This window comes from Streptomyces sp. NBC_01003 (assembly GCF_045162695.1).
Taxonomy (GTDB): domain Bacteria; phylum Actinomycetota; class Actinomycetes; order Streptomycetales; family Streptomycetaceae; genus Streptomyces.
In genome coordinates, this window is the sequence record NZ_CP108707.1 from 3,474,855 (window position 1) to 3,497,238 (window position 22,384).

General features: G+C 71.9%; 16 protein-coding genes. 8 read left to right on the forward strand and 8 right to left on the reverse strand.

Features of this window, described 5'->3' with window-relative positions; all coding sequences use genetic code 11:
* Positions 1-425: 425 nt before the first annotated feature.
* The 3 genes from OG698_RS15845 to eccB are packed head-to-tail and all read right to left on the reverse strand — an operon-like array spanning position 426 to position 3,851.
* Complete coding sequence (locus tag OG698_RS15845; RefSeq protein WP_406103612.1) at positions 426-1,028, reverse strand: hypothetical protein; 603 nt, start codon at positions 1,026-1,028, stop codon at positions 426-428.
* Positions 1,025-2,299: a type VII secretion-associated serine protease mycosin gene (mycP, locus tag OG698_RS15850; protein ID WP_406103613.1), complete on the reverse strand. Its 1,275-nt coding sequence runs from the start codon at positions 2,297-2,299 to the stop codon at positions 1,025-1,027. The genes OG698_RS15845 and mycP overlap by 4 nt, the downstream gene beginning before the upstream one ends.
* Before the next feature lie 13 nt (positions 2,300-2,312).
* Entirely contained in the window at positions 2,313-3,851 is a 1,539-nt protein-coding gene (gene eccB, locus OG698_RS15855; protein ID WP_406103614.1) for a type VII secretion protein EccB, read from the reverse strand.
* Between the two features lie 179 nt (positions 3,852-4,030).
* Here eccB and eccE point away from each other — a divergent pair, with 179 nt between their 5' ends.
* From eccE to OG698_RS15895, 8 genes are all read left to right on the forward strand, one after another.
* Positions 4,031-5,398 carry a type VII secretion protein EccE gene (eccE, locus tag OG698_RS15860; protein WP_406103615.1) on the forward strand — a complete coding sequence of 456 codons (1,368 nt, stop codon included), beginning with the start codon at positions 4,031-4,033 and terminating at the stop codon, positions 5,396-5,398.
* Positions 5,398-6,222, forward strand: coding sequence for a hypothetical protein (locus OG698_RS15865; RefSeq protein WP_406103616.1), 825 nt, complete (start codon positions 5,398-5,400; stop codon positions 6,220-6,222). The genes eccE and OG698_RS15865 overlap by 1 nt, the downstream gene beginning before the upstream one ends.
* A gap of 337 nt (positions 6,223-6,559) precedes the next feature.
* Positions 6,560-9,514 carry an SCO5717 family growth-regulating ATPase gene (locus tag OG698_RS15870; RefSeq protein WP_406103617.1) on the forward strand — a complete coding sequence of 985 codons (2,955 nt, stop codon included), beginning with the start codon at positions 6,560-6,562 and terminating at the stop codon, positions 9,512-9,514.
* A gap of 330 nt (positions 9,515-9,844) precedes the next feature.
* Complete coding sequence (locus OG698_RS15875) at positions 9,845-11,746, forward strand: ABC transporter substrate-binding protein (protein ID WP_406103618.1); 1,902 nt, start codon at positions 9,845-9,847, stop codon at positions 11,744-11,746.
* Between the two features lie 77 nt (positions 11,747-11,823).
* Entirely contained in the window at positions 11,824-12,900 is a 1,077-nt protein-coding gene (locus OG698_RS15880; protein ID WP_406103619.1) for an ABC transporter permease, read from the forward strand.
* Positions 12,897-13,844, forward strand: a complete 948-nt coding sequence (locus OG698_RS15885; protein ID WP_362908653.1) for an ABC transporter permease — start codon at positions 12,897-12,899, stop codon at positions 13,842-13,844. The genes OG698_RS15880 and OG698_RS15885 overlap by 4 nt, the downstream gene beginning before the upstream one ends.
* Entirely contained in the window at positions 13,841-14,842 is a 1,002-nt protein-coding gene (locus OG698_RS15890; protein ID WP_406103620.1) for an ABC transporter ATP-binding protein, read from the forward strand. The genes OG698_RS15885 and OG698_RS15890 overlap by 4 nt, the downstream gene beginning before the upstream one ends.
* On the forward strand, positions 14,839-15,837 hold the full coding sequence (locus OG698_RS15895; RefSeq protein WP_406103621.1) for an ABC transporter ATP-binding protein: 999 nt from the start codon (positions 14,839-14,841) through the stop codon (positions 15,835-15,837). The genes OG698_RS15890 and OG698_RS15895 overlap by 4 nt, the downstream gene beginning before the upstream one ends.
* Before the next feature lie 62 nt (positions 15,838-15,899).
* On the opposite strand, the gene OG698_RS15900 is transcribed toward OG698_RS15895, so the two are convergent.
* The 5 genes from OG698_RS15900 to OG698_RS15920 form a co-directional block, all read right to left on the reverse strand.
* A complete protein-coding gene (locus tag OG698_RS15900; RefSeq protein WP_406103622.1) occupies positions 15,900-16,853 on the reverse strand; it encodes a bifunctional riboflavin kinase/FAD synthetase in 954 nt (317 codons plus the stop codon).
* 123 nt (positions 16,854-16,976) lie between these two features.
* The gene (locus OG698_RS15905) at positions 16,977-20,420 is read right to left on the reverse strand and encodes a serine protease (RefSeq protein WP_406103623.1); all 3,444 of its coding nucleotides are present in this window, start codon (positions 20,418-20,420) and stop codon (positions 16,977-16,979) included.
* Between the two features lie 228 nt (positions 20,421-20,648).
* Complete coding sequence (gene truB, locus OG698_RS15910; RefSeq protein WP_406103624.1) at positions 20,649-21,557, reverse strand: tRNA pseudouridine(55) synthase TruB; 909 nt, start codon at positions 21,555-21,557, stop codon at positions 20,649-20,651.
* A complete protein-coding gene (rbfA, locus tag OG698_RS15915) occupies positions 21,554-22,015 on the reverse strand; it encodes a 30S ribosome-binding factor RbfA (protein WP_100595134.1) in 462 nt (153 codons plus the stop codon). Before rbfA ends, truB begins: the two co-directional genes overlap by 4 nt.
* Positions 22,016-22,048: 33 nt before the next feature.
* Positions 22,049-22,342: a DUF503 domain-containing protein gene (locus OG698_RS15920; protein ID WP_116509238.1), complete on the reverse strand. Its 294-nt coding sequence runs from the start codon at positions 22,340-22,342 to the stop codon at positions 22,049-22,051.
* Positions 22,343-22,384: the final 42 nt, after the last annotated feature.

Here is a 22,384-nt window from a genome sequence, read left to right on the forward strand (position 1 = left end):
ACACCCGACAGCACCGGGCAAAGGCACGCTACCAGCGGAAACGAGCCTCAACGCGGCCCCCTCACCGCCCCTTCACCACTCCACCCCACGCCCCCTTCCGGCACCGAGGAGGCGCCCCGAATCCCCACGCCGTTAGGCCAACCCGAGGGCGAGCGCAAGAAGGGAATCCGCCAGTCCCTCGACCTGGCCATGACGACGAGACGGCCGCGTCACACGAGGACTTCTGCCCGTTGGGGACCGTTCGGCCTGAGCAGTGCCGCACTCAAGTGCGGAGAAGCGAGGCGCCGATGTTTCCGCGCGGGACGTGGCCGTATCGGCCATCGGTATCGAGCCCACCGATGCCGGCGGCCGCGGGCATGCTCAAGTTCGTCAAGAAGTACGCCAACTCCGTTGCCCAGGGCGGCGGTTGCGGCAAGCGCTGACGCTCAGCACTCACCCTTGTTCGTCGTCACCGTCAGACGGTACGCCCGCTCGGTGACGGTTCCCTCGTCGCCGTTGATACCCGGCGGCGTGTAGTCGTCCTTCGCGCGCCGGGTGCGTTCGATGTGTGTGCAGAAGGCCGCGTCCGCGCCGTCCGCCTGCACCGTGAAGTACGCGTCGGTGTCCGTGTTCGTGTCGGCCGGGCCGGCGCCCACACCTGACTGGGGTGCTCCCCCGCCGCCGTACCGGATGATCTTGTCCTCGAGCAGCGACGCGTAGTCGTCGAAGTAGGCGGAGTCGGTGGTGAGTCCGTCGTCTCGGTACATCCAGCCGTCCAGGTCGTCCGTGGCCTGGCGTACCGCGCTGGTCAGTTCGTCGTCGCTCCAGCCCGAGTCGGCGGAGACCCTCAGCAGGCTGAACCCTTCGAACACCATGACGCCCGCCAGGACGAGGAAGATCACGCGGCCCGCGACGAACGCGGCGTCGGGGAGGTCGGGCGCGGACGGGTTGAGGCTGTGGCGCCAGCCGCGTACGCGGTCCGCCTTGACGCAGGCGGCCGCCAACAGCAGGGCGGCGATGCCGAAGCTGAGCGCGATCATCGCGCTCACGCCCCGCCCGCTGCCTTCCTGCCCCGCCGCCGCGCGTCCCGTACGGCGACGGCTGCCCCGCCCAGGCCCGCCACCAGCACCGCCGTGCCGACGACCGTGTACGTGGCCAGGCGGGTGTTGCGCTGTTCCGCTGTTTCGCCGAAGTGGAGTTTCGCCGCCGTAGGAGCCTCCGCCCGGGTGACCCCCTCCTCAGGGGACGGGGACTCGATCGGGTGATCCGGATCCTCCGTGACCGCGCGGACGGGGTCGACGACGCCCCAGCCGACCAGGCGGTCGTGGCCCACGGTCGAGCGTTCCGCGGTCTGTTCGATCTGGGCGACGACCTCGGCCGCCGTCCAGTCGGGGTGCTTCGCCTTGACGAGGGCCGCGACTCCGGCCACATAGGGGGCGGAGAAGCTGGTGCCGTTGTCGGAGCAGTGGCCGCCGCCGGGAACCGTGGAGACCATGTCCACGCCCGGCGCGGCCACGCCCACGAACTCGCCCGACTGGGAGAACGCGGCGCGTTCGTTGTTACGGTCCGAGGCCGCGACCGCCAGGACGCCGTGGAACGAGGCCGGGTAGGTCTCCGTCACCTTGCCGTCCAGGCCGTCGTTGCCTGCCGAGGCGACGACCACGATCTTGGCAGCCAGCGCCGAGTCGACCGCGTCCTGCAGCACCTGGTCGGGCTTGACCGCGTTCGCCGTGTCCTGGGAGATGTTGATGACCTGGGCGCCCACGGACTTCGCGTACACGATGGCATCCGCGAGGGTCTTGGCCGTGCCGTGGCCCTCCGCGTCGTTCTGCTGGATCGGGATGATCGTGGCCTCGGGGGCCAGACCCACGAAGCCGGTGCCCTTGGCCGGACGCGCTGCGATTATGCCGGCGACGCGCGTGCCGTGGCCGACGGTGTCGGTGGTGCCGTTCTCCTTGCCGCGTGCGATCTTGTCGCCGTTGTCGTCCTTGAGGTTCTTGTCCATGAGGTTCTTGCCCTTGGACGTGTCCACGGCATGGGTGAGCTGCGGGTTCTTGACGTCCACGCCTGTGTCGATGACGGCGACCTTGACGCCCTTGCCCTTGGTCTCGCTCCACAGGTCGTCCAGGAGGACGCGCTGAAGGGACCAGGGGCGGCCCGCGTACTTCGGGTTCTTCGGGCCGAACGTGCACTGTTCGCCGTCGGCTGCTGCTGGGGTCGCCGGCAGGAGCGCGGTGGTGGCCACCGTGACGGTCAGCGCGCCGGCAAGTGCCGCCTTACGGGTCCACGTCGCCGCGGACTTCCCTGATGCGTACGCCATCGTGTCCCCCGCCCTAGGAGCCCTGCGGCTGGCTGGCCGCCGTCGTGGACAGGCGCGGGCCGGTGGGCAGGAACTGCGACCAGGCGAGCGGGATCGGCGCCGGGTCAACCTTGTCGTAGCCGAGCCGGGTCACAGCCTGCTTGGCCTCCTGGAGCCGGGCCTTGCGTTCCTTGGGCGTGGTGCCGATGCCCGCGTCGTCGGCGCCGCTGTCGCTGTTGGACTGCATCGCGTAACGAAGCCCCGTGTCGGTGACGAGGAACACGGGGCCCACGCTGGTCGCGGTGCCCGTGAACTGGCGGTAGAGCTGGCCCGATCCGGCGGTGACGTAGGCACTGGAGGAGCCGGTGGGAAGGGGCGCGGGGAACTTCGTGCCCACCCATGTGCTGAGCGTGGTGCGGCCGTTGCTGCTGTCGACCTTGTTCAGGACGTTGCAGACGGTGTTGCGGCTGCCGGTCCCGGTGGAGGCCTCGTTGACCGTCTTCGGTGCGTACGTCGGCCAGTTCCTGGGCCCGAAGCTCTCGCCGGCGACCACGGCGCCGGGGCTCATCTTGAGCGGCTCGCCGCCCTGGGCCAGGGGAACCAGGTCGGGGCTGTACAGGAGAAGGTGCGCGGTGAAGTCGGTGATCGGGGCAACCTTGCCCGGCAGGACGACGTAGTACTGGTCCGGCGTCTTGAGGACCATGCCGACCCGGTTCGCGGAGTCGTCGAGCGTGCTGTTCGCGTCGGCGGGGTCACCGGGCTTGCCCTCGAGCGTGGGGAAGGAGATCGGCGTGCCCTGGTGGAGGGTGTCGAGCCAGTCCCTGGAGACGCGCTGCGGCTCCTGGGTCGCGCCGTTGATGTCGAGGGCGCGCAGGAGTTTCTGCTTCTTTTCCTTCGTGGTCTGCGCATCGATGCGGTAGGCCGTGCCGCCCGCGTCGACGACGTATTCGGTCTTGGCCTTGTCCGGGCCCACGACGTACATCAGGTCACCGCCGCGCAGCTTCGCGTCGCGGCCCTCGGTCTTGAGCTGGTCCCGCTTCGCGAGGACGAACGCCGCCTTCTGGATGGCGCGGCCGCCGTCGCCCGGGCGCTCGCAGACAGCCCAGCGCTTGGCGGACTCGGCCTCCGAGTCCGGCGGCAGGCGGTCGGGAGCGTACGGGATGCCGATCGTGGCGCCGTGCGGGATCTTGCCGCTGTCGAGCACCGTCTCGGACACCGTCACGATGGGGTTGTCGCTCGGGTCGACGAGGAGTTTCGCCGATGCCATGTTGAGGACGGGGTGCAGCTGGACCTTGCCCTTCGTCTCCAGGACCACGTAACGCGTCGTCGACTTGCTCGCGACGATCACGTTCTTGTGGAGTTGATCCCACTTGGGCGGCGCTGTCGGCTTGAACATCCCCCACGCCCCGAAGACCGCCAGGACGATGATGCCGACGATCACGCCGGGCAGCACCGCACGCAGCGGCTTCGGTGCCCCCTCCTCCGAACCGGAGGGTGAGGGCTGGAGGAAGGACGCGAGCGTACGACGCTTCGCGAAGGTGTAGGCGTTGAGTTCGTCCCGCCGTGATGCCATCTGTGTCCGCTTCTCCCCGTGCAGCACTCGGGGGTACCTGCGTCCCCCGCCCTCCGTTGTCAGACCCGGCCCCTACTATGCCTGTTGCGTGGTTGTGCGTGTGGGACGGGTAGGGTGCTGGGGCCTTCAAAGGCCCTGTGCAACAGGGATTTTCGGGAGAGTTCGGGGGATTTGGAGTGATGGCTTCCGCAACGCGGACCCGGTCGCGGTCGCGGTCGCAATCCCGATCGCGGTCGGGTGGTCGACCAGGACCTGGGGACGGTGCGCCGGCGGCTCGGTCCGGCAGTGGGGCCGGCTCTCCGGCGGCGCCCGCCGGTCCGGTCTCGCTTCATCTGAAGTCGCGTTCCGGACGGGCCGGGTCGTTCCGGCTCCAGCAGATGGTGATGATCGAGGTCGCCGCCGCGCTGGTCGTCGGCGCCGCGGTCGTCGACAAGCTGGCGCTGGTACCCGCGGGCGTCGTCGCCGTGATCCTCGTCCTGTTCGCTCTCGTACGCCGCCGGGGGCGGTCGCTGCCCGAGTGGCTCGGCACCGTCCTGGCGCTGCGTGCGCGCAAGCGCCGTGCGGCGAGCACGCCGGTCCCACCCGGCACGGAGCCGGGCCTCGCGCCCGCCGTCGAGTGCGACCCCTCGCTGCGGACGTACAGCTACAGCCGCGGTGACGACCGCGACCAGCGGCCCATCGGCATCGTCGGCGACGGCGGCTTCCTGACCGCCGTGCTCCAGGTCGAGTCGGACGCCACCGCCCTGCGGGCGGAGCGCTCCCGGCGGCCGCTGCCCATAGGGATCGTGCGGGACGCCCTCGACGTCGACGGGATCCAGCTCGAATCGGCGCAGATCGTGCTGCACACGCAGCCCGCGCCCGCGCTGCACCTGCCGCAGCAGTCCGTGGCGGTGAGCAACTACGCGCCGCTGCAGGCCCAGACCGGCTCCCCCGCCGTCCGCATCACGTGGATCGCCCTGAAGCTCGACCCGGAGCTGTGCCCGGAGGCCGTGGCCGCGCGCGGCGGCGGCACCGTGGGAGCGCAGAAGTGTGTGGCCCGCGCGGCCCAGCATCTGGCGAGCCGGCTGACCGGCGCGGGCTTCCGCGCCAGCGTGCTGACGGAGGAGGAGCTCACGGCCGCCGTCGCCACGTCGGCGTGCGCCAACCCGATGGTGACGGCGCAGGCCGGGCGGAGCGAGCTGCCGCAGCGCAGGACCGAGGAGTCCAGCCGCAGCTGGCGCTGCGACAACCGCAGGCACACCACGTACTGGGTGCGGCGCTGGCCCCAGCTCGGCGGATCCGGGCCCGCTCTGCACCAGTTGGTCGCCCTCTTGACCACGGTGCCCGCGCTGGCCACGACGTTCAGCCTGACGCTGTCCCGCGGTGACCAGCGGGACATCCAGCTCTGCGGCCACATGCGGATCACGGGACGCAGCGAGAGCGAGCTGACCACGGCGCGGCGGTCCCTGGAGACCGCTGCCCGACAGGCCAAGACGGGTCTCGTCCGGCTCGACCGCGAACAACTGCCCGGAGTTCTCGCCACGTTGCCCCTCGGAGGTGCGCGCTGATGGCCATGACGTCATCTCCCCCGGCCGGGGCAGGATCCTGGGACGGAAATTCCTGGAACGGCAATGGGAACGGGAACGCGAACGGCAATCCGGGCGGGGCTCCCGCGCCGGCCGCCGGTGACCGCTCTCGTACCGGGTTCGGGCTCTTCGGGCCGCGCCACCAGCGCCACACGCTCTCCGTCGAACAGTTGGACACCCTCGCGCTGCCCATCGGGGACGACGGTGTCGTCGTCGGCGTCGATGCCGACGGCCAGCCCGCCGTGCTCGGGGTGAACCGGCCGACGCCGTACGACATGGTGCTCATCGGTGGCCTGTGGACGGCCCAGGTGCTCGCGCTGCGGGCCGCGGCGACCGGCGCGCGGGTCGCGGTGGAGACCGGGCGGGCGCAGGCCTGGGCGCAGTTGGTGCAGGCGGTCGGTGGCGGCCAGTCCGGGATGACGGTGCACGACGTCGGGCGGGTGCCGCCGCAGGGCGCGTCCGCCGGTGGCCCGGTGCTCGTGGTGCGGGACTGCGGTATGCGTCCGCCGCGCGGGCGCGTGGCGTCCGCGCCGTGGCAGTCCGTGCTGACGCTGCTGCCCTATCTGAGCCCGGTGGCGCCCCGGTTGATGCGTCAGGCGCGGCTCGTCGGGGTCCAGCGCGTTTCGCCGGACGAGGCGGCGGAGATCGGCCGCGTCATCGGACTGCCCCGCGGCGAGTGGGAGTCCCTGCCGACGCTCGCGGACGGGGTCACTCTGTGGTGCACCGACCGCGACCGGCAGTACGTGATGACCCGGGCGACGGACGCCGAGACCGGATTGTTGGGTAACGCACGCCGGATGGACTGAGGCCGGCCCGAAGCCTGCCGCGGAGCGTTCCAGCGATCGAACTCGTTCCTCTTTGCGGCTTATTCGGGCAGTTTGCGCGTGGCGGATCGGGGGGTGTTCGTCACTTCCGTATCGCTTGGGCATCACTTGTTGGCCGGGTGTGACCCATCGGACGGCGCCGGGGGGACGGACGGGCCTGCCGTGCACGTGGTTTTGGTGATTAGGCTGGGACAAGGACGCGCGCGTGAACCCACGAACGGCTCGTACGCGTCCCAGGGGAAGAGCGCGGCGGATCGGACGACAGGAACGGTCGCCCCCCACCACGGCACGAGGGTGCTCGACCACACCAGGAGGCATTGTGAACAGCGATCGGGACGAGATCCGCGGGGGCTGGGACACACCCGTCGATGATCACTCCGACGCGGAGTCCGCCACTGAGACGACGGGCGAGTTCACCATCGACTACGCCCCACCGGCCTGGTACACGCAGAACGCGTCGTCGGGCACGGGCGAGACCCCCTCGGCCACCCCCGCCACGCCTCCGCCGCCGGTGCCTCCGGCCCCGGCGCCCACGCCCGCGCCCGCACCGGTGGCGCCCCAGGCGCCACCCGCGCCCTACACGCCGTACACGCCCGTCGCTTCGGCCGCCGAGCCGGACGCGGGTTCCGGGAACGGGGATCTGGAGAGCGGCGCAACGATGCGGTTCTCCGCGGCCGCGCTGAAGCGGGAGTTCGCCGAGCTGGCCGCGCAGGGCGAGCAGAAGGCCGAGCCGACGACCGAGGAGCAGGGCGGGGACGCCGCGTCTGCCGACGCGCAGGCGGGTGCTGACGGCAAGAACGCCGACTCCGGTGAGTCCGGTGAGTCCGGTGAGTCCGGTGACTTCGCCGTGGTCGCCGCTGCCGGGCCCTCCGGTGACGCTGCGGACGACGGGGACACCGACGCCGCTCCGGCCTCGACCGATGACACCGACTCCGAGGCCCCTTCTGACGACGCGTCCGAGGCGGAGGGGTCGACCGGTTCGGACGACTCGGGCGACACCGGCTCCGAAACCGCCGGAGCCGCTCCTACGGCAGCACCTGCCGACGCGAATGCGGACACCGGCACCAGCGCCGCCTCTGACGCACCGACCGACGCGCAGAACGCCCCCGCCCCCTGGGCCCCGCCGCCCGTGCCGCAGGACGGTATTCCGCCGCTCCCCCCGGCGTTCCAGCCCGCCGCCCCCACGTCGGCCCCGCAGTGGCCCGCGCAGCAGCAGCCGCAGCCCGGCGCGCCGATTCCGGCCCAGGGCACGCCCGCCCCGCCGGCCTGGCCCGCGCAGACCACCCCGCCCGCGCCGCAGAGTGGTTACGGCTTCCCGCAGCAGGCGGCCCCCGGCGACCCGCAGCAGCCCGCACCTCCGGCACCGCAGCAGCAGGGCTACGGGTTCCCGCAGCAGACGCCGCCCGCAGCAGACGCACCGAACCAGCCTGCCCCTCAGGGCGGTTACGGCTTCCCGCAGCAGCCCCAGCCCGGCACACCCAACCAGCCCGCCCCGCAAGGCGGTTACGGCTTCCCGCAGCAGCCACAGCCCGGCGCGGGCTACGGGTTCCCGCAGCCGCAGCCCGGAGCCCCGGCTCAGGGACACCCGGCCGCGCCCAACACCCCGGCCCCGCCCGCCCCCCACCTCCCGGCGCAGCAGCACCCCCAGCAGCCGCCGGCACCGCACACGCAGCAGCCCGGCCCCCAGCCCCCCGTCGGACAGCACCCGCAGCCGCCCGCGCCGCAGGCCCCGGCCCCGCACCCCGAAGGCCACCCCGGCCACCCCGGCCAGCCGCAGCCCGATCAGCAGTTCCAGGGCCAGCCCGGCCAGCCCTTCCCGGGGCAGGTGCCCCCCGCCGACCCGCGTGCCGGTGGTGCCTGGCCGCAGCCCATTCAGCACGACCAGCGCACGCCCACGAACGTCGGCGGTGCGCCGCTCGGCTACACGGCGGCCGTGGAGCTGTCGGCCGACCGGCTGCTCAGCAACAAGAGGCAGAAGGCGAAGAGCACCCGCCCCGGCGGCGCCAACTCGCGCTTCAAGCTCGGCGGCAAGAAGGAGGAGGCCGAGCGGCAGCGGAAGCTGGACCTGATCCGCACGCCGGTCCTGTCCTGCTACCGGATCGCCGTCATCAGCCTCAAGGGCGGCGTGGGCAAGACGACCACGACGACCGCGCTCGGTTCGACGCTCGCCACGGAGCGCCAGGACAAGATCCTCGCCATCGACGCCAACCCGGACGCCGGCACGCTCGGCCGCCGTGTGCGCCGTGAGACCGGCGCCACCATCCGAGACCTGGTGCAGGCGATCCCGCACCTCAACTCGTACATGGACATCCGCCGGTTCACCTCGCAGGCGCCGTCCGGCCTGGAGATCATCGCGAACGACGTGGACCCGGCGGTCTCGACGACGTTCAACGACACGGACTACCGCAGCGCGATCGACGTGCTCGGCAAGCAGTACCCGATCATCCTGACCGACTCCGGCACCGGTCTGCTGTACTCCGCGATGCGCGGCGTCCTCGACCTCGCCGACCAGCTGATCATCATCTCGACGCCGTCCGTCGACGGCGCGAGCAGTGCCAGTACGACGCTCGACTGGCTGTCGGCGCACGGGTACGCGGATCTGGTGTCGCGTTCCATCACGGTCATCTCCGGGGTCCGCGAGACCGGCAAGATGATCAAGGTGGACGACATCGTGTCGCACTTCGAGACGCGGTGCCGCGGCGTCGTTGTAGTGCCGTTCGACGAGCACCTGGCAGCCGGCGCCGAGGTCGACCTCGACATGATGCGGCCCAAGGTGCGCGAGGCGTACTTCAACCTCTCGGCGATGGTCGCGGAGGACTTCCCGCGAGCCCAGCAGCAGCAGGGCCTGTGGACGTCGGACGGCAACCCGCCGCCCACCATGGCTCCCCCGGTGCCGGGTCACCAGCAGCAGCCGTACCCCGCGCAGCAGCCTTACCCGGGCCAGCCGTATCCGGGGCAGCCGGGCACGCCCCAGCCGCCCGCGCCGGGTCAACAGCCCGCTCCGGGGCAGCAGTTCCCGGGCCAGCCGTACCCCGGCCAGCCGTATCCGCAGCAGCCCGGCCAGGCACAGGCCGGCGCCCCCGGCCAGCCCCAGCAGCCGGGTCAGCCGAGCCAGCCCGGCCCCCCGCAGATGTGGCAGCAGCAGCCCCCCGCTCCGGCCCAGCCGGGCCAGCCCGCGCCCGGCCAGCCGCCCACCCCCGGCCAGGCCGCCCCCGGTCAGCCCGGCCAGCCCCTCCCCCCGTACACCGCACAGCCCCAGCCGCCCCAGCAGTAACAGCGCCGATATTCCGGCCCCCTGGTCACACGAATGGCCCGCACCGACACCACGGTGCGGGCCATTCCCTTGTCTGCCGAAATTCCCTCAAATGCCCACCAGACAGCCACTGTTGAGCGATTCGGGCATCACGCCCTGGCCTGCAAAGCGTCAGAGGTCTCGACCAATGTGTGTGAAATGCGGGTCAACTCGTTATTTCCGCAGGCCACATGGGGTTCATGTGTCGTTGACGTGCGCAGACTGCCGCTGATAGACACACACATCAACCAGCTGGCGTCCCATGATCAACCTGCCACTCCTGCGTGAGCAACGACGCGAGGTCACCGACCCATGGACACAAAAGATCAGCCCAAGAGAGCACACGCTCCGCTCTTCTCCCGCTCCCCACGGCGCGCGCCCCGCCGGACCCTGCGGGTCCTCCTGGCCGCCGGCGCCGCGGCGTTCACCCTGACGGCCGGCCTCGCCACGCCGCTCAACCCCGCACCCCAAGAGGCCAAGGCGGCCGACGGCGGCAAGAAGGTCCTCACCGTCGCCCTCGCCCAGAGCGTCGACTCGCTGAGCCCGTTCCTCGCCCAGCGACTGGTCAGTACGAGCATCCACCGGATGATGTACGAGTACCTGGTCAACTACGACCCCAAGGACAACCACGCCGTCCCGGGCTTCGCCACCGACTGGAAGCCGTCCGCGGACAAGCTCACCTGGACCTACACCATCAGGTCCGACTCGAAGTGGTCCGACGGCCAGCAGGCCACCGCCGCCGACGCCGCCTTCACCTTCAACAAGATGATGACGGACGAGGGCGCCGCGACGGCGAACGGCAGCTTCGTCTCCAACTTTAAGAAGGTCACCGCTCCCAGCGCCACCCAACTGGTCATCGAGCTGAAGAAGCCGCAGGCCACGATGGCCGCGCTCGACGTCCCGATCGTGCCGGAGCACATCTGGAAGAACGTCAAGGACTTCTCGAAGTTCAACAACGACAAGACCTTCCCGGTCGTCGGCAACGGCCCGTTCGTGCTGACCGACTACAAGGTCGACCAGTACGTGAAACTGAAGGCCAACAAGGACTTCTGGCGCGGCGCGCCCAAGTTCGACGAGGTCGTCTTCAAGACGTACAAGGACCAGGACGCCGCGGTCGCAGCCCTGCGCAAGGGCGAGGTCTCCTTCGTGGCCGGCTCCCCCGCCCTGACGCCCGCTCAGGCGGCGTCGCTCAAGGGCGAGCAGAACATCAAGGTCAACGAGGGCCCCGGCCGCCGCTTCTTCGCGCTCGCCACGAACCCGGGCGCGCAGACCAAGGACGGCAAGAAGTTCGGCAACGGCAACAAGGCCCTTCTCGACCAGAAGGTCCGCCAGGCGCTGTTCCTGTCGATCGACCGCAAGAAGATCGTCGACAAGGTCTTCCAGGGCCACGCCGTCGAGGGCGAGGGCTACATCCCGCCGCGCTTCGGGGACTACTTCTGGAAGCCGTCCGGCAGCCAGGCCCTCGGGTACGACCCCGCCAAGGCGGGCAAGCTGCTCGACGAGGCCGGTTACAAGATGAAGGGCAGCGAGCGCGTCGGCAAGGACGGCAAGCCGCTCGACTTCCGCATCCTGTGCCACGCCACGGACCCGAACGACAAGGCGATCGGCAAGTACCTCAAGGAGTGGTGGGGCAAGCTCGGCATCGGCCTGAAGGTCGACTGCCTCGACGACGTCTCGGTGCCCTGGTACGCAGGTGAGTACGACCTCGCGTTCGACGGCTGGTCGGTCAACCCCGACCCGGACTTCGTCCTCGGCATCCACACCTGCGCCGCGCTGCCCGTCAAGGCCAAGGAGAGCGCCCAGACGGACAACTTCATCTGCGACAAGACGTACGACGACCTGTACAAGAAGCAGCTCGCCGAGTACGACCCGGCCAAGCGCGCGGACATCGTCAAGCAGATGGAGTCCTGGCTGTACGACTCCGGGTACATGAACGTCATCGCGTACCCGAACGCCGTCGAGGCGTACCGCACCGACCAGATCAAGTCGATCCAGACCATGCCCACCGCGGCCGGCAACATCTACGGCCAGGACGGGTACTGGAGCTGGTGGTCGGCCGTTCCGGCGGGTGGCACGAGCGACGCGAAGAACAGCGGGAGCAGTTCCGGCTCGGCCGGCGTGATCATCGGTATCGTCGCGGCCGTCGTCATCCTCGGCGGCGGCGGACTGTTCCTCACGAAGCGCCGCCGCACCTCGGCGGACGACCGCGAGTAGCAGCACCCGGTCAGGAGAGAACGCGTCACGTCCGTCCGCAGGCGTCGCAAGTACCGCACGAGTAACGAGAGTTCCACATGACAGCAGAGAGCACTCCGGCGCTCGTGCAGAGTGCGGACACCGACGGCCCGGCACAAGCCGGGCCGTCGGCGGCCCGCGGTCCACGTGCGCGCAACACCAAGGCTTATCTCCAATACGTGGCGGGCAAGATCGCGGGGGCGATCGTGTCGCTCTTCGCGGTCCTGGTCACCAGCTTCTTCCTGTTCCGCCTGATCCCCAGCGATCCGGTGAAGCAGATGACCGGCGGCCGCCGCGTCTCGGCGCAGCAGCTCGAAGCGCTCCGCCACCAGTTCGGCCTCGACCTGCCGATGTGGCAGCAGTTCACCAACTACATCGGTGACGCGCTGACCGGCGACTTCGGCACGTCGTACCAGTTCCACGCCCCGGTCATCGACAAGATCACCGAGGCGCTCCCGGCGACGCTGCTCCTGACCGGCACGGCGTACGTCCTCTACACCGCGCTCGGCGTCTGGCTGGGCACGCGCACCGCCTGGCGCAACGGATCGCGCAGCGACCGCTTCAACACCGCGTTCGCGCTCACGCTCTACTCGATCCCGTCGTTCTGGCTCGGTCTGCTGCTCATCATCGTCTTCTCGGTGGGGCTGGGCCCGATCCCGGGTCTGTTCCCGACGGGCGGTCTGGAGTCGGGCGGCGAGAGCGGGTTCGCGTACGTCCTGGACGTCGCGCACCATCTGGTCCTGCCGGTGGTCACGCTGGTGGCGGTCGGCTACGCGCAGACGCTTCTCGTGATGCGCTCCTCGCTGCTCGACGAGATGGGCAGCGACTATCTGACGACAGCGCGCGCGAAGGGCCTGCGCGACGACGTCGTACGCCGCAAGCACGCCGTCCCGAACGCGATGCTGCCCACGTTCACGCTGATGTTCGTGAACCTCGGGCACGTCGTGGCCGGGCAGATCCTCGTCGAGACGGTCTTCTCCTGGCCCGGCCTCGGCGGCCTCTTCTACTCGGCACTCAGCGTGCCCGACCTGCCGCTCGTCCAAGGGCTGTTCTTCGTCTTCGCCACCGCGGTGATCCTGGCGAACACCCTCGCCGACGTGCTGTATCCGCTGCTCGATCCCCGGGTGGGCCGATGACTGCCGACACGAACACCGACCTCGACACCGCGCAGCTCCCGCCGCCGGCCGAGAAGAGCGCGCGGGCCCTGGCGCGCGCCCGCAAGCGCCGTTCCGCCGCCCGCTTCTGGCGTGAGTACCGCACCCACCGGAGCGGGCTGTGGGGCCTCGCCGGGCTGATCCTCATCGCGCTCATCGCGATCTGCGCGCCCCTGCTCGTCGGCGCGGACTCGCAGAGCGTCACCGACGCTCCGGGCGGCGCCCTCGAAGCTCCCAGCGGCGAATTCCCGCTCGGCACCGACCAGTTCGGCCGCAGCGTGCTCGCCCTGCTGGTGTGGGGTGCGCGCGTGTCCCTCACCGTGGGCCTGCTGGCCGCGTTCCTGTGCGTGGCGATCGGCACGGTCGTCGGCATCGTCGCGGGCCACTTCCGTGGCTGGTACTCGACGGTCCTGATGCGGGTCACCGACTGGTTCCTGGTGATGCCGACGCTGGTCCTCGCGATCGCGCTCGCCACCGTGATGTCCCGCTCCATCTGGACGGTCATCCTGGCGATCGGCGTGACGACGTGGCCGACGACGGCCCGCCTGGTCCGCGCCCAGACGCTCGCCGTGGAGTCGCGGCCGTACATCGAGCGGGCCCGCGCGCTCGGCGGCGGGCACGGGCACATCATGCTCCGCCACGTCCTGCCGAACGTGATGCCGCTCGTCCTCGCGCAGACCACGCTCGTGATCTCCAGCGCGATCCTCACCGAGGCCACGCTCGCCTTCCTCGGCCTCGGCGACCCGACGATCACATCGTGGGGCGGCATGCTCCAGGACGCGCGCGAGGCGGGCGCGGTCAGCGCGGGCGACTGGTGGTATCTCGCGCCGCCCGGACTCGCCATCGCGCTGGTCGCGCTCGCGTTCACGCTGTGCGGCCGTGCCATCGAAGCCGTCCTCAATCCGAAGCTGGGGGTGGCCAGGTGAGCCTTCTCGACGTCAGAAACCTCGAAGTGACGTACGCGGGCGGGGCGCGGGCCGTCCGCGGTGTGAGTCTCAGTGTCGACGCGGGCCAGAAGCTCGGCATCGCCGGCGAGTCCGGCTGCGGCAAGTCGACGCTCGCCCTCGCGCTGCTGCGTCTCCTGCCGGCCGGCACGAAGGTCTCCGGCGAGATCCTGCTGAACGGCGAGGACGTCCTCACGATGAAGTGGGGCCGGGTCAGGGCCGTGCGCTGGGCCGGTGCCTCGATCGTGTTCCAGGGCGCGATGCACTCGCTCAACGCCGTGCACCGCATCGGCGACCAGATCGCCGAGCCGATCCTGCTGCACAAGAAGGCGACGCCGGCGGGCGCGAAGAAGAAGGTCGCGGAGCTCCTGGAGCACGTCGGCCTGCCCGCCGCCCGCGCGGACGCGTATCCGCACGAGCTGTCCGGCGGCCAGCGCCAGCGCGTGATGATCGCGATGGCGCTCGCCTGCGACCCGGACCTGATCATCGCGGACGAGCCGACGACGGCCCTCGACGTAATGATCCAGGCGCAGATCCTCCGCCTGATCGAGCAGCTCGTCTCCGACCAGGATCTCGGCCTCATCATGATCAGCCACGACCTCGCCGTCCTCTCCGACACCTGCGACCGCCTCGCGGTGATGTACGCGGGCCGCGTCGTCGAGGAGGGCCCCGCCTCCGAGGTCTACGAGAACGCGCAACACCCCTACGGGAAGGCCCTGTCGGCGGCGTTCCCGCGGATCGGCGACATCGCGTCCCGGTTCGCGCCGCGCGGTCTGCCCGGCGACCCGCCCGACCCGTCGGCGCTGCCCACGGGCTGCACGTTCCACCCGCGCTGCCCGGTGGCGCTCGACAGCTGCATCAGTGAGGACCAGGAGCTGCGGGACGCGGGCACGGCCCGGCTGGCGGCCTGTGTGCACGTGGGCGGCGCCACCGATCCGGACGACGCCGCCGGCGCCGAGGCAAGGAGCACCACAGCATGACCAGTACGTCCCCCCTGCTCACGGCCGGCGCGCTGCACGTCACCTTCCCCGGCCGCCGTGGCGCGGACCCCGCGCGGGCCGTGGACGGCGTCGACCTCGACATCGCGCCCGGCGAGATCGTGGCGCTGGTGGGCGAGTCGGGCTGCGGCAAGACGACGCTCGCCCGCTCCCTGCTCGGCCTGGTACCGCCGACGTCCGGCCGGGTCACGTTCGATGGGAAGCCCCTCGACTACTCATCGCGCGCCCTCAAGGCGTACCGCAAGCGCGTACAGCTGGTCCTCCAGGACCCCAGCGGTTCGCTGAACCCGCGGCACACGGTGTACGACGCGGTGGCCGAGGGCCTGCGCATCCACGGGTACGCGGGCGACGAGCGCGAGGCGGTGGCGAACGCCCTGTCGCGAGCCGGACTCCGCCCCCCGGAGCGCTTCTTCCTGCGCTACCCGCACGAGCTGTCGGGCGGCCAGCGGCAGCGTGTCGTGATCGCGGGCGCGCTCGTCCTCGACCCCGAACTGATCGTCGCGGACGAGCCCGTGGCGTCCCTCGACGCGTCGGTGCGCGGCGAGATCCTCGCGCTGCTGCTCAGGCTGCGCGACGAACTGGGCCTGTCCGCCCTCGTGGTGACGCACGACCTGGGTCTCGCCTGGAACATCGCGGACCGGGTGGCGGTGATGTATCTGGGCCGGATCGTGGAGACGGGAACGGTGGAGGAGGTCTTGACGGCGCCTCAACACCCGTACACACAGGCCCTGTTGTCGGTTCTGCCCGAAGCGCCGGGTGATCCGGTCGTCCTGACGGGCGAGCCGCCGGACCCGTCGCGCATCCCGTCCGGCTGCCGCTTCCACGCCCGCTGCCAGATCCTGGCGTCGGGCGAGGCGGAACGGTCGGGCGTGGCGAACCGCTGCCGCGGGGAGGACCTGCCGGTGCTGTCGGGCGCGAGCACGACCCAGGTGGCCTGCCACTGGGCGTCGGCCCAGGCCGGCCGGTCCGGCGTATGAGGTTCGGCGTGTGAGGTTCGGGGGTCCGGGGGCAGCGCCCCCGCGACCTCGGCCGATCCCGCCTACTCCCCCTCGTACGCCTCGACCAGTTCCCGCGACCGCTTCACGTCGTCCGCGATGGCGACAAGGAGCGACTCGATCGAGTCGAACTTCGCCATGCCGCGTACATAGGCGAGGAAGTCGACGGCGACGTGCAGCCCGTACAGATCGAGGTCCACGCGGTCGATGGCGTAGGCCTCGACCGTGCGATCGGTGCCGTCGAACTGCGGGTTGGTGCCCACGGAGATCGCGGCGGGCATCGCCTCGTCCCCCACGTGCAGCCAGCCCGCGTAGACGCCGTCCGCCGGGATCGCGGTGTGCGGGAGCGTCTCGACGTTGGCGGTCGGGAAGCCCAGCTCGCGGCCGCGCTGGGCACCGCGCACGACCACGCCCTCGACGCGGTGCGGGCGGCCGAGGATCTCGCGCGCGCCCTCCATGTCACCCTCGGCGACGAGCCGCCGGGTCAGCGTGGACGAGAAGGGCTCACCGCCGCCCGCCGAACCGCTCACGTACAGATCGACGACCTCGACCTCGAAGTCGTACGTCGTCCCCTGCTCGGCGAGGAACGCGACATTGCCCGCGGCGCGGTGGCCGAAGCGGAAGTTCGGCCCCTCGACGACGAGGCGCGCGTGCAGCTTGTCGACCAGGACCTTCGCGACGAACTCGGCCGGCGACAGCTTCGAGAACTCGGTGGTGAACGGAAGGATCAGCAGGGCGTCTACGCCGAGCTCGGCCATCAGCTCCGCCCGCCGGTGGTGCGGGGCGAGCAGCGGAGGGTGACTGCCGGGGCGCACGACCTCGCTGGGGTGCGGGTCGAAGGTGACCACGACGGCGGGCACACCGAGCTCACGGGCCCGTTCGACGGCCCGGCCGATGATCAACTGATGGCCGCGGTGCACTCCGTCGTAGGAGCCGATGGTGACGACGCTGCGCCCCCAGTCCTGGGGGATGTCCTCCAAGCCACGCCAGCGCTGCACGGTGATTGCTCCTCGCGAACCTGTGTACGACTGTTACGTCTCTTTGCCGAATACGCAGGTCTAAGAGTGCCATGCCGAGCGCCCACGCCCCGCATCGGGAGGCGGCGTACCGGCATGGGCAGGTCAGGCGGGCACGCGTACCCCGGCCAGGGCCTCGATCACGCGGCGGGCGCTCGGCCCGACGAGGGCGGCCCACTCGCGCGGCGCCCCCTCCAGCCACTGGACGAGAAGGGCGGCGAACCCGGGCACCGAGTCGGCGACCTCGACGAGCCCGCGGTCGAAGCGTGCGGCTCCCTCCGGGGTGCGGACGAGCCGCTGTCCGGTGCGGCGCACCAGGTCGCGGGTGCGGGTCGCCCCGGCTCCCCCGGTGCTGCGGGCGGCGGTCCGCAGGACGGCGTCGAGCACGTCCGGGTCGTCCTCGTGCGCGAGCAGTACGTCGAGGAGCTCGCCGCGCAGGGCCCGTGAGGCGCCGGTGCCGGGTGCGGCGAGGACGGGCGCGAGCGCGGCCCGCCCGGGGCCCGGACAGGTGCGGAGCAGCCCCGTGACGAGGGGGAAGAGGACAGCTCGCCCGGCCGGCCCGTGCTCCAGGCACCGGTCGACGTACGCGGCGATGTCCTGGGCGGCGTCGGGCCGGTCCGCCGAGAGGTCCTCGACGAGGGCGGCCGCCCGCCGCGCGAGTGCGGGCGCGGTCACGGCGGCGAGGGCCTCCAGCACGTCGGCCGCGCCGCCCGGCTCCCGCGCGCGGTCCCGGAAGGCGCGGAGGACGGGCTCGGGGTGCGTGGCGAGGGCGGCGGCGAGCGCGCTCACGGGCAGCTGCGGTTCGCCGCCCGCGAACCGCTCCAGGGCAGGCGCCAGATAGGTGCCGCGGGTCTGCGGGTCGCGTACGAGGAGGGCGAGGGCGGTGCCGTGCGGGGCGCCGTCGGTGGTGCGGGCGAGCAGGGCGAGCGCGGCATGGCGCAGCAGGCTGCGGTCGGCGTCGGTGGCGACGTGCGGGGCGACCCGCAGGGCGTGGGCGGCCGCGGACGCGCGGCGGGCGGGGCGCTCGTCGTGGGCCCAGCGGTCGACGGCGCGGCACAGTGCGGACGGCTCCTCGTCGGCGAGTACGGCGAGGAGTTCGTCGCCGTACGGGTGCGCACAGTCGGCGAGGGCCTCGGTGAGGTCGTCGACGGCGCGGTGCCGGTGCGTGTGCAGGAGAGCCTGGGCCGCGGTGGCGACGGTCGCGTCGGGCAGGGCGGGCAGCGGCCGCGCGTCGTCGAACCAGCGGGTGAGGTGGACCTGGGCACCGGCCGGGTCGGCGGCGAGCAGGTCGGCGACGGTGTCCAGGTGGCGGTCGTGGCTCCCGGGCGACGGATCGTGCACGACGAGGCGGCGGAGGAGGCCGAGACGGTCGGCGTCCGTGACGGGGATCCGGCGCCAGAACGAGGGGTCGAGGCGTCCGCGGTCGGCGAGCGGTTCGAGTACCCCGAGATAGGGGGTGGCGTCGGGCACGCGCAGGAGCGCCTCCTCGACGAGATGGGCCGCCCACCAGGAGGCGTCGGCGTCGCCGGGCATGAGGGATCTGAGCACCAACTCGGCCAGATACCCGCCGAGTTGGGCCGGACCCTGCTGGCGTTCGACGAGAAGGAGGGCCTGGACGACGGGGCCCGCGCGGTGCCGGGGCACGGGCACCGTGGGCGCGGCCCGGCCGGCGTCCCGGTCGCGGTACACGAGCGCCCGCAGCGCCTCGTCCAGGTCCAGGTGCATGCCCTGGATCCAGTCGGCGACCTCCTCGTGGGCGAACCGGTAGCCGCGCCCCGCAGGGACGAGTACGCCCTCGGTGAGGACGGCCGGGGCCCACGCCGTGACGCCCCCGCCGCGCCGCCCCGGCAGCGCGCCCCAGGGGAACACTTCCTCGAAGGCCTCGCGATCCAACTCCCCCTGCCCCGGCCCCAGGCAGCGCCGCGCCGCCTCGTGGACCTGCCCGGACACCCGGGCCGCGAGCCTGCGCACGGCCGTGCCGCGCAGCCCGTTCACAGCGGCGAGGCGCACCGCCACGCGCAGGCACATGAGGTCGAGATACGCGGCGAAGACGGCGTCCCGGTCGGCGCTGCCCGGCACGGGCCCGGGCAGCGCAGCCCGTACTTCGGCGAGGAGCCGCAGCACGAGCGGATGCCGTGCGTCGCGGCCCGCGAGCGCGTCCTCGGGCAGCCCGTACCGCTCCCACGCCACGCGGGCCTGGTCCCCGGTCAGCTCCCCCAGCGGGACACAGGCGGGCAGCCGCCCCGTCCGCCCGTACAGCACACGGGCCGGGAACAGCTCGCCCGCGCGCTCCCAGTACTCCCCCCGGCACGCCACGACGAGCCGCACGCCGGTCTCCCGCAGCCAGCGCGCCGTGCCCTCGGTCCACTCCGCCAGCCGGTGCGCCAGTACGGGCGGCATCTCCTCGGGCCCGTCGAGCAGCAGCACGAGGGGCCGGCCGGCGGCGCGTGCGGGCGCCGCGATCCGCTCCGGCGACACATCACCGACGCCGGCACCCCCGGGCTCCCCGGTCTGTCCGGGGGCGGCCCCGGGCAGTGACGCCGCGACGATGCGCCCGGCCCTGACCAGCGCCCGCCGCGCGGCGTCCGCCACGCTCCGGTCATCGCCGTGCAGATCCGCGCCGCGCAGCCAGAGGGTGGGGGCTGGGTGGGCGCCACGTCCGCGCCGCGCGGCATACGCGGCGAGCTCCGTCGTACGGCCGCTGCCCGGCGCTCCCACGAGGGCGAGGACCGTCGCGTCGGACACCTCGAACTCGGCGAACTCCCTTGCCACTTCGGGCCGTTCGACCGGCTCCGGGTCGAGGACCGCGCCCGGCCCGTCGGACCCGACCGACGTGGCCGTCAGCTGGAGTGAGCCCGCCAGGTTGAGTTCGTCCCCGTACACCGGCACGGTGGCCGCGTTCCGCGCGAGGAGGGCGGCGAGCGGCCCGTCCGGGTCGGCGGCAGCGGCCTCCCGCAGCGGCACGGCGAACCCGGCGGCGCGGTGTCCGGCCTCGAGCGCCGTGCCGAGAACGGCGAGGACGGAGCCTGAAGCGGCGTCGACGACGGGTCCCCCGGCGGCCCCTCCCCCGAGCCGCAGCGCGTCGCGGCCGTCCGTGCCGATGGTCAGCTCCATGGCCCCCGGGACGATATGGAAGCCGTCGGTCGCGGTGTACGTGACGTCGACATGGCCGAGGACGCGCGCCTCGCGCCAGCCTCCGGCGGCGATCCGCACATACGCCCCGGCCCCGGCCGGGCCCCGGACGGCCACCGGCAGCGGGCGCATACCGAGGCCCTCCGTCGCGTCGGTGCGGATGAGCGCGAGGGCCGACTCGGGCAGCGGGACGACATCGGCGGCGCCCACGACACAGGTGATCCCACCGGGCGCGCGCAGCACGACGCGGCCGAGTCCGTCCACGACTTCATGGCTCGTGACGACGGTCCCGTGGTCGTCGGCGACGAAGCCGACGCCGCGTGGGCGCCCGGCCAGATCGAAGACATGGACGAGGGGCGGACCGGTCCCGGGACCCGTCGCGTCCCCGTCTCCGGCCCGGGGGCCCAGTCCCGCCATCGTCGAACCTCCCGCCACGCCCCGTAGGACCGACGGTAGGCGCGCGGTGATCAGCGGAACAGGCGCCGGAGCGAACGCGCCCCCTTCCACTCCCTTGGTTCACTCCGAGCGCCCGCCCGAAGGGGTGAACAGATCGGGGGTGATGGATAGACCCTTGGGGAGGGGGATCGTGGAGCGGCACGCGGCTGACTGCGCGCGCCGCTCCACGGCGGGGGGCCGGCGAAGAGATCAGCCGAAGACGGCGAGGCTCTTCGCCTTGCCCTTCGACTCCTCCACGAGCGCGAGGAACACGCCCTCGGGGTCGAACACGGCGACGGGCCCGGCGCCCGCGTACTCGCCGGGCACCTCCAGACGGACCCCGTTGAGCAACAGCTTGGCGCGGTGCGCGTCCACGTCCCAGCGGGGGAACGCGGCGGTCGCGGCGTCCGCGACCGGCATCACGGTCAGCTCCTCCTGGAGCTGGTCGAGGGTGCGCGCGGAGTCCAGCTTGTAGGGGCCGACCCGCGTGCGCCGCAGCGCCGTGAGGTGACCACCGACGCCGAGGTCGGCGCCCAGGTCCCTGGCGAGGGCCCGGATGTACGTCCCTGACGAGCAGACCACCGAGACGACCAGGTCGAGGACCGGGGTGCCGTCCTCGGCGACCGCGTCCCTGATGTCGTAGACGGTGTAGGACGAGACGGTGACCGGCCGCGCCGGGATCTCGAACTCCTCGCCCTCGCGGGCCCGCTTGTAGGAACGCACGCCGTTGATCTTGATGGCGCTGACCTTGGACGGGACCTGCATGATGGCGCCGGTCAGCTTGGCGACCCCGGCGTCGATCGCGTCGCGGGCCACGCCGGACGCGTCGGTGGACGACGTGAGGTCGCCCTCGGCGTCGTCGGTCAGCGTGTTCTGGCCGAGCCGGATCGTGCCCAGGTACTCCTTCTCGGTCAGCGCGAGATGGCCGAGCAGCTTGGTCGCCCGCTCCACGCCGAGGACCAGGACACCGGTCGCCATGGGGTCGAGCGTGCCCGCGTGGCCGACGCGGCGGGTCTTCGCGATCCCGCGCATCTTGGCCACCACGTCGTGCGAAGTGAAGCCCGACGGCTTGTCGACAATGACAAGACCGTCGGGCGTCGGGGTGTTCTTCTGCGTCATTCCGAGGCTTCGCCGTCCTCGTCCGCGCCGTCCTCGTCCTCGGGCTTGCGGTACGGGTCCGCGCCCCCGGCGAACTCGGCACCGGCGGACGCCTCCCGGACCTTCGCGTCCGAGATCCTGGCCTTGTCGAGGAGGTCATCGATGGCCTTGGCGTTGTCCGGTAGGGCGTCCGCCACGAAGGCCAGGGTCGGCGTGAACTTCACACCGGCCGCCTGGCCCACCGCCGAACGGAGTACGCCCTTGGCGCTCTCGAGGCCGGCCGCGGCAGCGGCACGCTCCTCGTCGTCGCCGTAGACCGTGTAGAAGACGGTCGCCTCTCGCAGGTCACCCGTCACCCGGGTGTCCGTGATGGTCACGTGCGTACCGAGCCGCGGGTCCTTGATCCCGCGCTGGAGCTTCTTGGCCACCACCTCTCGGATGAGGTCCGCCAGCCTTTTCGCCCGCGCGTTGTCGGCCACTGCTCCGTCTCCTTCTTCGCCTTGCTCTTAAAGTCAGTCTTCGTCGCCGTGGAGCCTGCGTCGAACGGAGAGCAGCTCCACCTCGGGACGGGCGGCGATCAGACGCTCGCACCGGTCCAGTACGTCGGTGAGGTGCCCCGTGTCCCCGGAGACCATCGCCAGGCCGATCTCGGCCCTGCGGTGAAGTTCCTGGTTCCCGGTCTCCGCCGCACTCACCGCGTACTTGCGCTGGAGTTCGGCAACTATCGGGCGGATCACGGAGCGTTTCTCCTTCAGCGAGTGAACGTCGCCGAGGAGCAGATCAAAGGACAGAGTCCCCACATACATGTGTGTCCGGATGTCCCGCCGGTTCGGGTTCGTGGCCCCGCC

What these genes read in the sequence shown, in the direction of transcription:
- eccE (WP_406103615.1), top strand. Translation starts at nt 4,031, where the DNA reads ATGGCTTCCGCAACGCGGACCCGGTCGCGGTCGCGGTCGCAATCCCGA.
- OG698_RS15875 (WP_406103618.1), top strand. Translation starts at nt 9,845, where the DNA reads ATGGACACAAAAGATCAGCCCAAGAGAGCACACGCTCCGCTCTTCTCC.
- OG698_RS15895 (WP_406103621.1), top strand. Translation starts at nt 14,839, where the DNA reads ATGACCAGTACGTCCCCCCTGCTCACGGCCGGCGCGCTGCACGTCACC.
- OG698_RS15885 (WP_362908653.1), top strand. Translation starts at nt 12,897, where the DNA reads ATGACTGCCGACACGAACACCGACCTCGACACCGCGCAGCTCCCGCCG.
- OG698_RS15905 (WP_406103623.1), bottom strand. Translation starts at nt 20,420, where the DNA reads ATGGCGGGACTGGGCCCCCGGGCCGGAGACGGGGACGCGACGGGTCCC.
- mycP (WP_406103613.1), bottom strand. Translation starts at nt 2,299, where the DNA reads ATGGCGTACGCATCAGGGAAGTCCGCGGCGACGTGGACCCGTAAGGCG.
- eccB (WP_406103614.1), bottom strand. Translation starts at nt 3,851, where the DNA reads ATGGCATCACGGCGGGACGAACTCAACGCCTACACCTTCGCGAAGCGT.
- OG698_RS15920 (WP_116509238.1), bottom strand. Translation starts at nt 22,342, where the DNA reads ATGTATGTGGGGACTCTGTCCTTTGATCTGCTCCTCGGCGACGTTCAC.
- OG698_RS15880 (WP_406103619.1), top strand. Translation starts at nt 11,824, where the DNA reads ATGACAGCAGAGAGCACTCCGGCGCTCGTGCAGAGTGCGGACACCGAC.
- truB (WP_406103624.1), bottom strand. Translation starts at nt 21,557, where the DNA reads ATGACGCAGAAGAACACCCCGACGCCCGACGGTCTTGTCATTGTCGAC.
- OG698_RS15865 (WP_406103616.1), top strand. Translation starts at nt 5,398, where the DNA reads ATGGCCATGACGTCATCTCCCCCGGCCGGGGCAGGATCCTGGGACGGA.